The sequence below is a fragment of the Micromonospora sp. PRAS1 genome, assembly GCF_059553435.1.
Window position 1 is genome coordinate 41776 of the sequence record NZ_JCANNB010000027.1, and the last position, 12485, is coordinate 54260.

At 71.5% G+C, this 12485-nt stretch carries 14 protein-coding genes; 6 read left to right on the plus strand and 8 right to left on the minus strand.

Annotated features, from left to right (window positions below):
- Positions 1-64 precede the first annotated feature (64 nt).
- Entirely contained in the window at positions 65-637 is a 573-nt protein-coding gene (locus AC507J_RS22885) for a DUF4870 domain-containing protein (protein WP_496291224.1), read from the plus strand.
- Between the two features lie 27 nt (positions 638-664).
- On the opposite strand, the gene hemW is transcribed toward AC507J_RS22885, so the two are convergent.
- Complete coding sequence (hemW, locus tag AC507J_RS22890) at positions 665-1888, minus strand: radical SAM family heme chaperone HemW (protein ID WP_496291225.1); 1224 nt, start codon at positions 1886-1888, stop codon at positions 665-667.
- A gap of 20 nt (positions 1889-1908) precedes the next feature.
- Here hemW and AC507J_RS22895 point away from each other — a divergent pair, with 20 nt between their 5' ends.
- From AC507J_RS22895 to AC507J_RS22905, 3 genes are all read left to right on the plus strand, one after another.
- A complete protein-coding gene (locus AC507J_RS22895; protein ID WP_496291226.1) occupies positions 1909-2697 on the plus strand; it encodes an enoyl-CoA hydratase-related protein in 789 nt (262 codons plus the stop codon).
- Positions 2698-2843: 146 nt separating this feature from the next.
- The gene (locus AC507J_RS22900; RefSeq protein ID WP_496291227.1) at positions 2844-3707 is read left to right on the plus strand and encodes a hypothetical protein; all 864 of its coding nucleotides are present in this window, start codon (positions 2844-2846) and stop codon (positions 3705-3707) included.
- A gap of 265 nt (positions 3708-3972) precedes the next feature.
- Positions 3973-4878 (plus strand): phytanoyl-CoA dioxygenase family protein, encoded by a 906-nt coding sequence (locus tag AC507J_RS22905; protein WP_496291228.1) that lies wholly within the window; start codon positions 3973-3975, stop codon positions 4876-4878.
- Positions 4879-5036: 158 nt separating this feature from the next.
- On the opposite strand, the gene AC507J_RS22910 is transcribed toward AC507J_RS22905, so the two are convergent.
- The 5 genes from AC507J_RS22910 to AC507J_RS22930 all read right to left on the minus strand — a co-directional run bounded on the left by AC507J_RS22910 (position 5037) and on the right by AC507J_RS22930 (position 9427).
- Positions 5037-5363 (minus strand): alpha/beta fold hydrolase, encoded by a 327-nt coding sequence (locus tag AC507J_RS22910; RefSeq protein ID WP_496291229.1) that lies wholly within the window; start codon positions 5361-5363, stop codon positions 5037-5039.
- 395 nt (positions 5364-5758) lie between these two features.
- Positions 5759-6046, minus strand: a complete 288-nt coding sequence (locus AC507J_RS22915; RefSeq protein WP_341717189.1) for a GlsB/YeaQ/YmgE family stress response membrane protein — start codon at positions 6044-6046, stop codon at positions 5759-5761.
- A 275-nt stretch (positions 6047-6321) separates the two neighbouring features.
- Positions 6322-6612 (minus strand): GlsB/YeaQ/YmgE family stress response membrane protein, encoded by a 291-nt coding sequence (locus AC507J_RS22920; protein WP_189047845.1) that lies wholly within the window; start codon positions 6610-6612, stop codon positions 6322-6324.
- Positions 6613-6819: 207 nt separating this feature from the next.
- Positions 6820-8697: a translation elongation factor 4 gene (gene lepA, locus AC507J_RS22925; RefSeq protein WP_496291230.1), complete on the minus strand. Its 1878-nt coding sequence runs from the start codon at positions 8695-8697 to the stop codon at positions 6820-6822.
- Between the two features lie 196 nt (positions 8698-8893).
- A complete protein-coding gene (locus AC507J_RS22930) occupies positions 8894-9427 on the minus strand; it encodes a DUF4240 domain-containing protein (RefSeq protein WP_496291231.1) in 534 nt (177 codons plus the stop codon).
- A 39-nt stretch (positions 9428-9466) separates the two neighbouring features.
- Here AC507J_RS22930 and AC507J_RS22935 point away from each other — a divergent pair, with 39 nt between their 5' ends.
- Together AC507J_RS22935 and rpsT are read left to right on the plus strand one after the other, a co-directional pair.
- Positions 9467-10453: a phosphotransferase family protein gene (locus AC507J_RS22935; protein WP_496291232.1), complete on the plus strand. Its 987-nt coding sequence runs from the start codon at positions 9467-9469 to the stop codon at positions 10451-10453.
- A 113-nt stretch (positions 10454-10566) separates the two neighbouring features.
- On the plus strand, positions 10567-10833 hold the full coding sequence (gene rpsT, locus AC507J_RS22940; protein WP_496291233.1) for a 30S ribosomal protein S20: 267 nt from the start codon (positions 10567-10569) through the stop codon (positions 10831-10833).
- A 161-nt stretch (positions 10834-10994) separates the two neighbouring features.
- Here rpsT and AC507J_RS22945 read toward each other — a convergent pair whose 3' ends face one another.
- Complete coding sequence (locus AC507J_RS22945; RefSeq protein WP_496291234.1) at positions 10995-11438, minus strand: hypothetical protein; 444 nt, start codon at positions 11436-11438, stop codon at positions 10995-10997.
- Positions 11435-12415 (minus strand): DNA polymerase III subunit delta, encoded by a 981-nt coding sequence (gene holA / locus AC507J_RS22950; RefSeq protein ID WP_496291235.1) that lies wholly within the window; start codon positions 12413-12415, stop codon positions 11435-11437. Before holA ends, AC507J_RS22945 begins: the two co-directional genes overlap by 4 nt.
- Positions 12416-12485: the final 70 nt, after the last annotated feature.

The window sequence follows — 12485 nt, forward strand, 5'->3', positions numbered from 1 at the left end:
GGCGGCGTGAACGCGCCGGTGTCGCTATGGTGCGCCGTTGCCGCCGGCACCTACCGTGACCTCCATGACTGAACCACCTCGTCCCCCGAACTCCGGCGACGAACCCACCACTCCACTCTCCGGCTCGTCAGGCCAGCCCGGCTATCCCCCGCCGGGCGGATACCCGCCGCCTGGCGGCTATCCGCCACCCGGCGGTTACCCCCCGCCCGGCGGTTACCCCCCGCCCGGCGGCTACCCCCCACCCGGTGGCGGCTATCCGCCCGGTGGCTACGGCGGGCCGCCCGCCGGTTACGCCAACAACGAGGACAAGACCTGGGTGCTGATCGCCCACTTCGGCGGGGCCGCCGGGATGTTGATCGGCGGCGGTGTGCTCGGCTGGATCGCGCCGCTGGTCGCGATGATCGCCCGTGGCAACCAGTCGCCGACGGTCCGCGCGCACGCGGTGGCCGCACTGAACTTCCAGCTGCTCTGGTCGATCATCGCCCTGGTGGGCTGGGTCCTCAGCTGCATCGGCATCGGCGTCCTCATCGGCTTCGCCGCGATGATCATCGGCATCGTGTTCGGCATCATCGCCGGGGTGAAGGCCAACGAGGGGCAGCTGTACCGCTACCCGATGACGGTGAACATGGTCAAGTGACCCGCCGCCCGGCCGGCGGTGCGCCGGTCACGGCAGCAGGTCACGCACCACGGCGTCGGCGAGCAGCCGGCCGCGCAGGGTCAACACCGCGCGGCCGGCCGCGTGCGCGGGCGCCGCGAGCAGACCGTCGACCACCGCCCGGGCCGCCGCCGCCCGGCCGGCGTCGTCGAGGACGTCAAGCGGCAGACCGGCGGCCAGCCGCAGCCGGAGCATGACCTCCTCCATCTGCGCCTCGGTGCCGGTGAGCACCTCGCGGGCCAGCCCGGGTGACTCACCGGCGGTCAGGCGTTGCGCGTACGCCGTGGGGTGTTTGACGTTCCACCAGCGCACGCCGCCGACGTGGCTGTGCGCTCCCGGGCCGAGGCCCCACCAGTCGCCGCCGGTCCAGTAGAGCAGGTTGTGCCGGCACCGGGCGGCCGGCGTCCGGGCCCAGTTGGAGACCTCGTACCAGGAGAAACCGGCCGCGCCGAGGGTGGCCTCCGCGGCCAGGTAGCGGTCCGCCGCGACGTCGTCATCGGGGTACGGCAGCTCGCCGCGGCGCATCCGGGCGGCCAGCCGGGTGCCGTCCTCGATGATCAGGGCGTACGCGCTGACGTGGTCCACCCCCGCGGCCACGACCTGGTCCAGCGAGGCGGCGAAGTCCTCGGCCCGCTCCCCCGGCGTACCGTAGATCAGATCCAGGTTGACGTGGTCGAACCCCGCGTCGCGCGCCTCCAGGGCGGCGGCGGTGGCCCGGCCGGCGTGGTGCCGGCGGTCGAGCACGGCGAGCACGCCCGGTGCCGCCGACTGCATGCCCAGCGAGATCCGCGTGTAGCCGGCCGCCCGTAGCTCCTTGAGCGTGGCGGGGGTGACCGACTCCGGGTTGGCCTCGGTGGTCACCTCGGCGTCGGGCGCCAGCCCCCAGGTGCGGTCGATCGCGTCGAGAATGCGGGCCAGGTCGTCGGCGGGCAGCAGGGTGGGTGTGCCGCCACCGACGAAGACCGTCTCCACCCGGCGGGGTGGCGCGTCGCCCAGCACCCGCGCGGCCAGGGCCAGCTCGGCCAGCACGGTGTCGGCGTAGTCCGCCCGGCTCGCCCCGCCACCCAACTCGTCGGCGGTGTACGTGTTGAAGTCGCAGTAGCCGCAGCGGCTGGCGCAGAAGGGCACGTGCACGTACACCCCGAAACCCCGCTCGCCGACGCCCGCACGGGCGGAGACGGGCAGCGACCCGTCGGTGGGTACGGGGTCGCCTGCTGGAAGCACGCCGGGCATGGCCACTAGTGTGCCCTGGCATGACCTCTCCCGACGCGCTGGTGCGGGTCACCACGGCCCGCGGCGTGACCACGCTCACCCTGGACAGCCCGCACAACCGCAACGCGCTCTCCACGCCGTTGATGGCCGAGCTGCTGGCCGGGCTGGCTGCCGCGGTCGCCGACGACACGGTCCGGGTGATCGTGCTGGACCACACCGGCCCGGTCTTCTGTTCCGGGGCGGACCTGAAGGAGACCGCGGCTGCGTACGCCAGTGGGACCGTGCCCGCCGGGATGCTGGGTGACGTGCTCGCGGCGGTGCGGGAGTGCCCGAAGCCGGTGCTCGCCAGGATCGCCGGCCCGGCCCGAGCCGGCGGGCTGGGGTTGATCGCCGCAGCCGACCTGGCGGTCTGCGCCGCCGAGGCCACCTTCGCCTTCACCGAGGTACGGATCGGGGTGATCCCGGCGGTGATCTCGGCGACCGTGCTGCCCCGGCTGCATTCCCGGGCGGCGGCCGAGCTCTACCTGACCGGCGACACCTTCGACGGTGCGCGGGCCGCCGAGATCGGGCTGGTCACCGCCGCCGTGCCGGCCGCCGAGCTGGACGGCGTGCTGCGGCGCTACTGCGATTCGCTTGTCCGCGGCGCCCCGGCGGCGCTGGCCGGTGCCAAGGAGTTGCTGCGCCGCCCGGCCGCCACCGACCTGCGCGCCGAACTGGCGGAGCTGACCGAGCTCTCGACCCGGTACTTCCGCTCCGCCGACGGGGTCGAGGGGATCAGCGCGTTCCGGGAGAAGCGTCCGCCGCGCTGGGTGGCCGAGCTCGACAGTTGAGGCCCGGACTCGACAGGTGAGTACCGGCCGGGACGGGGAACTGGAACCTCCGTCCCGGCGTGGGTCCCGCGCCCGGAATGGAACCGGACGGACGACGGCGTATCGACCGAACGGGGACGTACGCTTGGCGGGTCGTCGTACGGGAGGTGTGGGTGCGGACTCGGGCAGTCGTGGCGGGTTGCGTGGTCCTCGTGCTGGTCGCCGCGGTCGGCGTCGTCCTCGGGATGCGACAGGTCGGCGATCAGCTGCGCCTGCCGGTGGTCGGGCGGAGTTGCACGGTGCAGGCCGACGGCACGGTGACCCTGAACTCGCACCAGATGGCGAACGCGGCGACGATCGCGGCCATCGGCATCCAGCACGAGCTGCCGGACCGGGCGGTGGTGGTGGCGCTGGCCACCGCGTACCAGGAGTCCGGGCTGCGCAACCTGGCTGGCGGTGACCGCGACTCGGTCGGCCTGTTCCAGCAGCGGCCGAGCCAGGGTTGGGGCACCCCCACCGAGATCCGCGACCCCCGCTACGCGGCCGACAAGTTCTACGCGGCGCTGAAGAAGGTGCGCGGCTGGGAGGAGATGCGGGTCACCGACGCCGCGCAGAAGGTGCAACGCTCCGCCTTCCCGGAGGCGTACGAGAAGTGGGCCGACGAGTCGGAGGTGCTCGCCCGGGCCCTGCTCGGCCACGCCACCGGCGCGGTGGTCTGCACCTTCGGCGGCGATCCGGCGATGCGCGGCGAGGCGGCGGCCACCGCGCTGAGTCGCGGGCTCAACCTCGACTGGGGGCTCGGCGCCTCGGCCACCACGGCCAGCCTGACCGGCCTGACGGTGGCCGCAGCGGATCAACGCGAGGGCTGGCGGTACGCGCACTGGCTGGTCGCCCACGCCAACGATCACGGGGTGAAGCGGGTCCGCTTCGGTGACCTGGAGTGGACCAACCGGGGGCGCTCGTGGCAACGGGTCGGCGACGACTCCGACCGGGCCGCCGAGGTGGTCGCCGAGGTCTTCGCGGACGCGTGATCGCCGCGGTCTTCGCGGACGCGTGATCGCTCCGCGCAGCGGCCAACCGGACTCGATGGCACTACCCGCAGTCACCGCAAAATCCGTCATATCGCCACGAAAACCCCACGGGCGGCACGTTCAGTAGCGGCCGGTAGTCGTACCGACGCCCTCGGTCGCCATCCCCGTGAGATGCCCGCAGGGCAGCCCCCGGTGCTGGATCGAGCGAGTTACGATCGGCGGCCTGTGCCCAGAAATGGTTTCACCTCTTGGGGAGGGGTACGACGTGGCATTCGACTACGGCGACCGGACCGGCTACGAACCGATCAGCGACGTCGACCGCAAGGAGTTCCATGAGCAGGGCTTTCTCCTGCTGCGAAACGTGCTGACCGAGGACCACCGGGCCGCCCTCGAGGCTGCGGTCGACCGGATCTACGAGGAGGAGAAGGCCAAGGGCAAGACCACCAAGGACGGCACCCTGCACCTGCTGGGCTTCCTCGAGCGGGACGAGCTCTTCGGCGACCTGCTCACCCACCCGATCGCCTTCCCCTACATGTGGGGCCTGGCCGGGTGGAACATCTACAGCCACCACAACCACCTGGACGTCACCCCGCCGGCCCTGGAGCCGGAGAAGCCGTACTGGGGTTGGCACCAGGACGGGTACCGGCAGAACTCCGACCCGGAGACGATGGACCCGAACCTGCCCCGGCCGATGTTCTCGCTGAAGGTCGCCTACGTGCTCTCCGACCTCTCGGAGACCGGTCGCGGCGCGACAAAGGTGATCCCCGGCAGCCACCTGTGGAACTCGCTGCCCCGGCCGGCCGACACCACGGTGCACAACCCGGATCCGGAGGGCACCGTCGAGATCACCGCCAAGCCGGGCGACGCCTTCATCTTCGACCGCCGGCAGTGGCACTCGCGCTCGACGAACCTGTCGAACATCACCCGCAAGATGCTCTTCGTCGGCTACACCTACCGGTGGATCCGCCCCCTGGACGAGCTGCACATCGACAAGGACGGCGAGTGGTGGAACAACCGCACGCCGGTGCAGCGCCAGCTCTGCGGTGAGGGCACCCACACCGCCAACTACTGGGGCATCAACTGGGACGGCTACATCGACGACGAGATCCCGCTCCGCAAGGAGCTGAAGCAGCGCGGCCTGCTCAACCGCAACATCCCCTGGCTCCGCTGACGAGGTGCAAGGAAGGGCCCCCTGTTAACGCCTCGTGCATAGCAGGGGGCCCCTTTTAACGCTCGGCGCCGCCACCGGCGCGCGGTGAGTTGGTGCCGGCTCAGCGTCCGTGAATCGGCTCAGCGCGGTGAGTTGGTGCCGGCGGCGGCTCGATCCGGTCACCCCCTGCCGTTCGACACGGGTGGGTAATCGAGGAAGCCGCGGATCACGTCGATGAACGCGTCGTACTCGTCGTCGGCGACGTTGTGCCCACTGTTCTCGAACATCCGTAACTGTGCGCCAAGGTCCGCCACGTGGTTGTCCATCGTGTACGTCTCGAGCGGCCCGGCTGCGGAGCGCCCGCTGCCACGGTGATCGAAGTAGACGAGCTGCGCCTTCTCGCTCAGGGGCGAGTAGGCGGGTTTGAATCCGCTATGGTCGCCGCCCGGGCCACCGGGGACCACGAAGAGAACGGGCTTCTGCCGCATCTCGGCCCCGTCCGGCACGAGTCCCGCTCCTTCGACGTCAAAGAAGAGTCTGGTACCCCGAATGTCCGCGTACATGCTGTTCCTCTCCCCGGGTTGTCCAAGGTGGATGGGCCGCCCGCGTTACCGGTCGATCACCCGAAAGGTAGGTCCCCCACCCACCAGGGATAAACGGCTCAGGCATTTCACCATTTGCCTGACCGGCGGTCGCGCCAGGTAGCCGCTGGTCAATGCCGGGATGCGAGCGGGCATTCGGGTACGCCAATGGCGACCGGGCACAGCGCCTGCTATCTTGCCGCCTCGGCGGCTCGCCCAGCGGGGTCCTCTTCCCGGCAGCCGACGGGAAGGTGCGCCGGACGTACGACACACGAAAGGCGCCCGACCTGAGCGGTCGGGCGCCTTTCGAGATTCAGCGGTTACCGGTGGGTGACCCCCCGGCGGCTACGGCCCACCCCGGAGACCAGCGCGACCGCGACCGCGGCCAGCAGCACCTGGAGCATCAGCTCCCGCCAGTCGATGCCGGCGGTCTCGGCGAAGCCGGAAGCGCGGGCGATCACGGTACCGAGCAGCGCGGCACCGACACCGATGAGCATGTGCAGCCAGATCGGCATGGGCTGCCGGCCCGGTACCACCAGCCGGCCCAGCGCGCCGATGATCAGACCGACGATCAGCGCGGTGATGATGCCCCAGACGGTGAGCTCCATGGTCGCTCTCCTTCACAAAAGAAGTTCCACAATTTGTGGCGTTGCTGTCGTGACCGCCTAATGCCCGACCCGTTAAGTTCCCAAACCGGCTTTTCCCGCCGCGACAGCCCAAGCGGCCCGAGAACACCACAGCGGATCCGGCCGGCCGCAGAGCGTGGTGGCGAATCCGCAGTCAGGTACGCCGCCGGGCACCTCGGCAGGTCGCCGCAGGTGCCCGGCAAGTACGTCAGCGGGCGCCCGGCCGAGGAGGCCGGACGCCCGCGAGGCGAGGGTGATTACCGGTGGGTGACGCCGCGGCGGCGACTCCCCACGCCGGCGACCAGGGCGACCGCGATCGCGGCCAGTGCCACCTGCACGGCCAGCTCGGCCCAGTCGACGCCGGCGGTCACCGTGGCGATGCCCATCGCGCGGGCGAGGACCGTACCGAGTAGCGCCGCGCCGACACCGATGAGCATGTGCAGCCAGATCGGCATGTCCTGCCGACCCGGCACCACCAGCCGGCCCAGCGCGCCGACGATCAGACCGACGATCAGCGCGGTGATGATGCCCCAGACGGTGAGCTCCATTGTCGCTCTCCTAACCGGAAGAAGTCGTTTTGCGGGGGGTTCCTGTCGTGTCGATCCAGTTCCCTCGACGCCGAATCCCCAAACCGCTCCCGACACCACCACGCGCCGACCTAACCGCCACCGTTCATGTCGCCCATCGATGGCACGGCCATTTACGCACGTCGGACGCGTGGCCCCGGACGCACCCGGGGCCACCCGAACCGGCGGTTACTTCTTCCCGGAGGCCTTGCCGTCGCCGGAGTCGGAGGAGAGCGCGGCGATGAAGGCCTCCTGCGGGACCTCCACCCGGCCCACCATCTTCATCCGCTTCTTGCCCTCCTTCTGCTTCTCCAGCAGCTTGCGCTTGCGGCTAATGTCGCCGCCGTAGCACTTGGCGAGCACGTCCTTGCGGATCGCCCGGATGGTCTCCCGGGCGATCACCCGGCTGCCGATGGCCGCCTGGATCGGCACCTCGAACTGCTGGCGCGGGATCAGGTTGCGCAGCTTCGCGGCGATCGTGGTGCCGTAGGCGTACGCCTTCTCCTTGTGCACGATGGCGCTGAATGCGTCCACCGGCTCGCCGTGCAGCAGGATGTCGACCTTCACCAGGTCGGAGGCCTGCTCGCCGGAGGGCTCGTAGTCAAGCGAGGCGTAGCCCTTGGTACGGCTCTTGAGCTGGTCGAAGAAGTCGAAGATGATCTCGGCCAGCGGCAGCGTGTAGCGCAGCTCCACCCGGTCGGCGGAGAGGTAGTCCATGCCGAGCAGGCTGCCGCGCCGCCCCTGGCAGAGCTCCATCACCGCGCCGACGTAGTCGTTCGGGGTGAGCACGGTGGCCCGCACCGTCGGCTCGTACACCTCGGCGATCTTGCCGGTCGGGTACTCGCTCGGGTTGGTGACCACTACCTCCTGGCCGTCCTCGGAGATGGCCCGGTAGACCACGTTCGGCGCGGTCGAGATCAGGTCGAGGTTGAACTCCCGCTCCAACCGCTCCCGGATGATCTCCAGGTGGAGCAGGCCGAGGAAGCCGCAGCGGAACCCGAAGCCGAGCGCCCCGGAGGTCTCCGGCTCGTACGTCAGCGCGGCGTCGTTGAGCTTGAGCTTGTCCAGGGCGTCCCGCAGCGCCGGATAGTCCGACCCGTCGATCGGGTAGAGGCCCGAGTAGACCATGGGCTTCGGGTCCTTGTAGCCGCCGAGCGGCTCGGCCGCCGGACGGTTGTTGATGGTGACCGTGTCACCGACCCGGGACTGGCGGACGTCCTTCACCCCGGTGATCAGGTAACCGACCTCGCCGACGCCGAGCGCGTCGGCCTTCACCATCTCCGGCGAGATGACCCCGATCTCCAGCAGCTCGTGCACCGCGCCGGTGGACATCATCTTGATCCGGTCCCGGGCGCTGATCCGACCGTCGATCACCCGGACGTAGGTGACGACGCCCCGGTAGACGTCGTACACCGAGTCGAAGATCATCGCCCGGGCCGGCGCGGCGGCGTCGCCCACCGGCGGGGTGAACTGCCGGACGATCTCGTCGAGCAGGTACGGCACTCCCTCACCGGTCTTGCCGGAGACCTTGATGCAGTCCGCCGGGTCGCCGCCGATCAGATGGGCCAGTTCCTCGGCGTACTTCTCCGGCTGGGCGGCCGGCAGGTCGATCTTGTTGAGCACCGGGATGACGTGCAGGTCGTTCTCGAGCGCAAGGTAGAGGTTGGCAAGCGTCTGCGCCTCGATGCCCTGGGCCGCGTCGACAAGCAGGACGGCGCCCTCGCAGGCGGCCAGCGAACGGGACACCTCGTAGGTGAAGTCGACGTGGCCAGGCGTGTCGATCATGTTGAGCACGGCCTGCTCACCGGCGCGCTCGCCCTCGCGGATGGTCCACGGCATCCGGACCGCCTGGCTCTTGATGGTGATGCCGCGTTCCCGCTCGATGTCCATCCGGTCGAGGTACTGCGCGCGCATCTGGCGCGGGTCGACCACGCCGGTGAGCTGCAACATCCGGTCGGCCAGGGTCGACTTCCCGTGGTCGATGTGGGCGATGATGCAGAAGTTCCTGATCCGCGCCGGGTCGGTGGCACCAGGAGCGTTCGCGCCGGGATCGAGCGTCGGTGGCACAGCGGTCCGTTCTGGTCGGCTGACGTTGAGCGGGCCGGCACGTACCGGCCTGCTCTATGCTCCCACGTCCCCGCCGAGCGCCGGTCGGGCGTCCGTCACTCCAGGGACGGCTCGACGGAACCCACGCCTGGGACGCTCAGCGGACCTCACTCCTGGCACGGTCGGCGGACCTCACTCCTGGCACGGTCGGCGGACCTCACTCCTCGGGCGGCTCGACGAAGAGGGTGGCGAGCCGGGGCAGCCGGCGCCGGGCCTCGTCGGAGTCGTCGAAGTCCCAGAAGTCGTTAAGGTCCGGCACGGGCGGCGCCGCCCGGTCCGTCGGGAGATCGGTCGCGGTCGCCTTGCGGTACGCGTCCCACGGCACGGCCAGCATGTCCTCGCACTCGAACTCCTCGCCGCTGAGCGAGGCGGCCCGGACCTGCGGCAGCCCGGCCAGCGAATCCGGTTCCGCCACCGCGCGGGCGAAGATCTCCCGCCCCTGGGTCATCAGCCAGCCACGGAAGTACTCGAACCCGTCGTCGGAGGCACCCCCGTTGATCAGGTACGCGGCACCCCAGAGATCGACCCGGTAGGAGGCGGCGAGGACCCGCTGCTGGTGGCGGGCGTACCCGACGATCTCCTCCGGATCACGCTCGGCGAGCAGCGCGACGGCCCGGGCGGCGATGGCGTCGGGCTCTCCCCCGCCGGCACGGGCCTGCTCGATCAGCTGCCAGAAGTCGTCGGTCCTCATGGCCTCGCAGTCTGGCAGACGTCGGGCAGCATGGTCGGGGTGAGCGTCCCGTCCCCGCCGCCCGTCTCGTACCACGCGACCGCCCAGCGGCCCGCGTGGCACACGCTGCCGGCGGCGGTGCGCTCGGCGATCTCGGCGCGGCTCGGCGCGCCGGTGGTCGAGGCCCACGGTGCCGGCGCCGGCTTCACCCGGGGCTTCGCCGCGGTGCTGCACACCGCCGACGGGGCGAGCGCGTTCGTCAAGGCCGCGCCCCACGCCGAGCAGCCGCACCTGGTCGACTGGTACGCCCGGGAGGCGGCGGTCCTGGCCCGGTTGCCCGCCGGGCTGCCGGTGCCCCGGCTGCGCTGGACCCTGTGGGACGCCGGCTGGTACGCGCTCTGCCTGGATGCGGTCGACGGCCACACCCCCCGGCTGCCCTGGGCCCCGGCCGAGTTGGCCGCCACCCTCGCCGGCTACGCCGACATCGCCGCCGCGCTCACCGACCCGCCGACCGAGCTGGTCGCCCTCGGGCTGCCCCGGCTCGCCGACCTCGCCCGCGACGACATCCTCTGGTGGGGCGAGGTGGCCGCCGGCCGGGAACCGTTGCCGCCGCTGCCCGCCGCGCTCCGCGGTCGGCTCGCCGATCTGGTCGACCTGGAGTCGCGCCTGCCCGGGTACGCCGCCGGGGCCGTCGGCCTCAGCCACGGCGACCTGCGCGTGGACAACGTGCTCATCGACGCCACCGGCACCGCCTGGTTCTGCGACTGGAGCTGGCTCTGCCATGGGCCGGCCTGGTTCGACCTGGCCGGGCTGCTGATCACCGGGTACGCCAGCGGGCTGGACGTCGACAGCCACTTCGCCGCCCATCCGGCCGCCGCCGGTGCACCCGACGACGCGCTGGACGTGACCCTCGCCGCCCTGGCCGGCTACCACCTGACCGCCGCCGCCTCGGCACCGCCGACCGCCGCCGCCAGCCTCCCGGCCCACCAGCGGTGGACCGGCGAACAGGCGCTCGGCTGGCTGGCCCGCCGGCAGGGCTGGACCTGACCCGTTTTGGCCCGTCCGGGCCGACCTGGTAACCTAGCTCTTCGCGCAGCGATGACGCATGCTCGTCGCGCGCACAAGCTGACCAACCCGAGCTATCAAGACGAGGCTGTCGCGTGGCGAACATCAAGTCCCAGATCAAGCGCAACCGGCAGAACGAGAAGCGCCGGCTGCGTAACAAGTCGGTCAAGTCGTCGCTGAAGACCGCCATCCGCAAGTTCCACGAGGCTGCCGAGGCCGGTGACGTCGAGAAGGCCACCGCCCTCATGCAGGACGCCTCGCGCAAGCTGGACAAGGCGGCCAGCAAGGGCGTCATCCACACCAACCAGGCCGCGAACCGCAAGTCGGCGATCGCCAAGCGCGTCGCGTCGTTCGCTGCCTGATCCGGCGAACCTGGATTCCGCCTGATCCGGCGGGCCAAGACCTGACGAGAGCCCCGGGGCCGCTGCCTCGGGGCTCTCGCACGTCTTTTCCCGCCCGGTGCCGGCTCAGCGCCTCGGGGCTCTCGCACGTCTTCTCCCGCCCGGTGCCGCCCGGTGCCGGCTCAGGTGGCCGGCGGCGACCGGTCCGGATGGGGGCCCTCGGGCCGCGCCGCCTCCACCGGATCCGCGCTGCCCAGCACGCCGGCCACGCGGTGCGGGCGCCAGTCGACGCGTACCCGCCCGACGACCGGTTCCATCTGCCGCCGGAACCGGTCCCGCTCCTGCTCGGGCACGGCTGCGGCCCAGCGGATCACCGCGGCGGCCACCAGGTCGTTCAGCTTGACCATCACCGCCACCGACGCCGGCAGCACCAACACCGCCCACCACTTCACCAACTCGGCGAGGGTGAGCAGGGCCGCCAGCGCGATGGCCCCCTCGAAGAACATGAAGCAGAGCACCCCGCCCGGGTTGACGAAGCGCAGCCCGAGCACCCGCGCGTAGAGCGGGCGGTACCGCTCCTCCTCGGCCGGGATCGTGGCCCACGAGCCACGGAGGGCTCCGCTCATCTGGTGCCGCCCTGTCGCGCGGCGGCCACCGAGAAGACCGCCTTCTCCAGCGCGTACGCCCGGTCGTCGGAGCCGCCCTTGACCGCCGCGTTGCACTCGGCCGCCGCCTGCATGGCCCGGACCAGTCCGTCGGGCGTCCAGCCGCGCGCCTGCCGTTGGGCCCGCTCGATCTTCCACGGCGGCAGGCCCAGACTGCTCGCCAACTGGTAGGGGCTGCCCCGCCCGGCGGAGGCGACCCGGGCCACGGTGCGGATCCCGTCGGCGAGGGCGTCGGCGATCGGCACCGGATCGACTCCGACGTGCAGCGCCCAGCGCAGCGCCTCCAGGGCACCCGGAAGGTCACCGACCATGGTGGCGTCGGCCACGGTGAAACCGCTCACCTCGACCCGGCCCCGGTAGTAGCGGGCCACGGTGTCGGCGCCGATCCGGCCGTCGGTGTCGGCGATCAGCTGCGAGCAGGCCGCCGCGAGTTCGCGCAGGTCGTTGCCGACCGCCGCGATCAGCGCCTCGGCGGCGTCGTCGGTGCACCGCCCGCCCGCCCGCCGGAACTCGTCGCGGACGAAGGCCACCCGCTCGCGGTGCCCCTTGAGCTTGGCCGCCGGCAGCACCTGCGCGCCTGCCGACTTCAGCCCGTCGGCGAAGGCCTTGCCCTTGGCCGCGCCGAGGTGCTGCACCACGAGTTGCACGTCCGGGTCGGGATTCTTGGCGTACGCCAGCAGTGCGGCGACCAGATCCTTGCGGGCATCCTGACCCGAGCGGAGCACCAGCAGCCGGCGCCCGCCGAACAGCGACGGGCTGAGCATCTCGTCGATCTCGCCGACGCTGAGCTGACCTGCGGCGTACTCCCGGACGTCGAGGTCCGGGTCGGCCGCCCGGGCGGCGGTGACGGTTTCGGTCACCGCACGCGTGGCGAGCAGCTCCTCGTCACCGAGGACGAGCACAATAGGAGCGGCGCTGGCGGCGATCACGCCGCCCATATTCGCACGCTTGGCGGCCTGGTCCAGCCCGGTCGTGCACAGTGTGCGGGCGGACCCCGCACACAGCGCA

What these genes read in the sequence shown, in the direction of transcription:
- AC507J_RS22945 (WP_496291234.1), bottom strand. Translation starts at nt 11,438, where the DNA reads ATGAGCGGAGCCCTCCGTGGCTCGTGGGCCACGATCCCGGCCGAGGAG.
- AC507J_RS22885 (WP_496291224.1), top strand. Translation starts at nt 65, where the DNA reads ATGACTGAACCACCTCGTCCCCCGAACTCCGGCGACGAACCCACCACT.
- AC507J_RS22920 (WP_189047845.1), bottom strand. Translation starts at nt 6,612, where the DNA reads ATGGAGCTCACCGTCTGGGGCATCATCACCGCGCTGATCGTCGGTCTG.
- AC507J_RS22915 (WP_341717189.1), bottom strand. Translation starts at nt 6,046, where the DNA reads ATGGAGCTCACCGTCTGGGGCATCATCACCGCGCTGATCGTCGGTCTG.
- AC507J_RS22895 (WP_496291226.1), top strand. Translation starts at nt 1,909, where the DNA reads ATGACCTCTCCCGACGCGCTGGTGCGGGTCACCACGGCCCGCGGCGTG.
- AC507J_RS22930 (WP_496291231.1), bottom strand. Translation starts at nt 9,427, where the DNA reads ATGAGGACCGACGACTTCTGGCAGCTGATCGAGCAGGCCCGTGCCGGC.
- hemW (WP_496291225.1), bottom strand. Translation starts at nt 1,888, where the DNA reads ATGCCCGGCGTGCTTCCAGCAGGCGACCCCGTACCCACCGACGGGTCG.
- holA (WP_496291235.1), bottom strand. Translation starts at nt 12,415, where the DNA reads ATGGGCGGCGTGATCGCCGCCAGCGCCGCTCCTATTGTGCTCGTCCTC.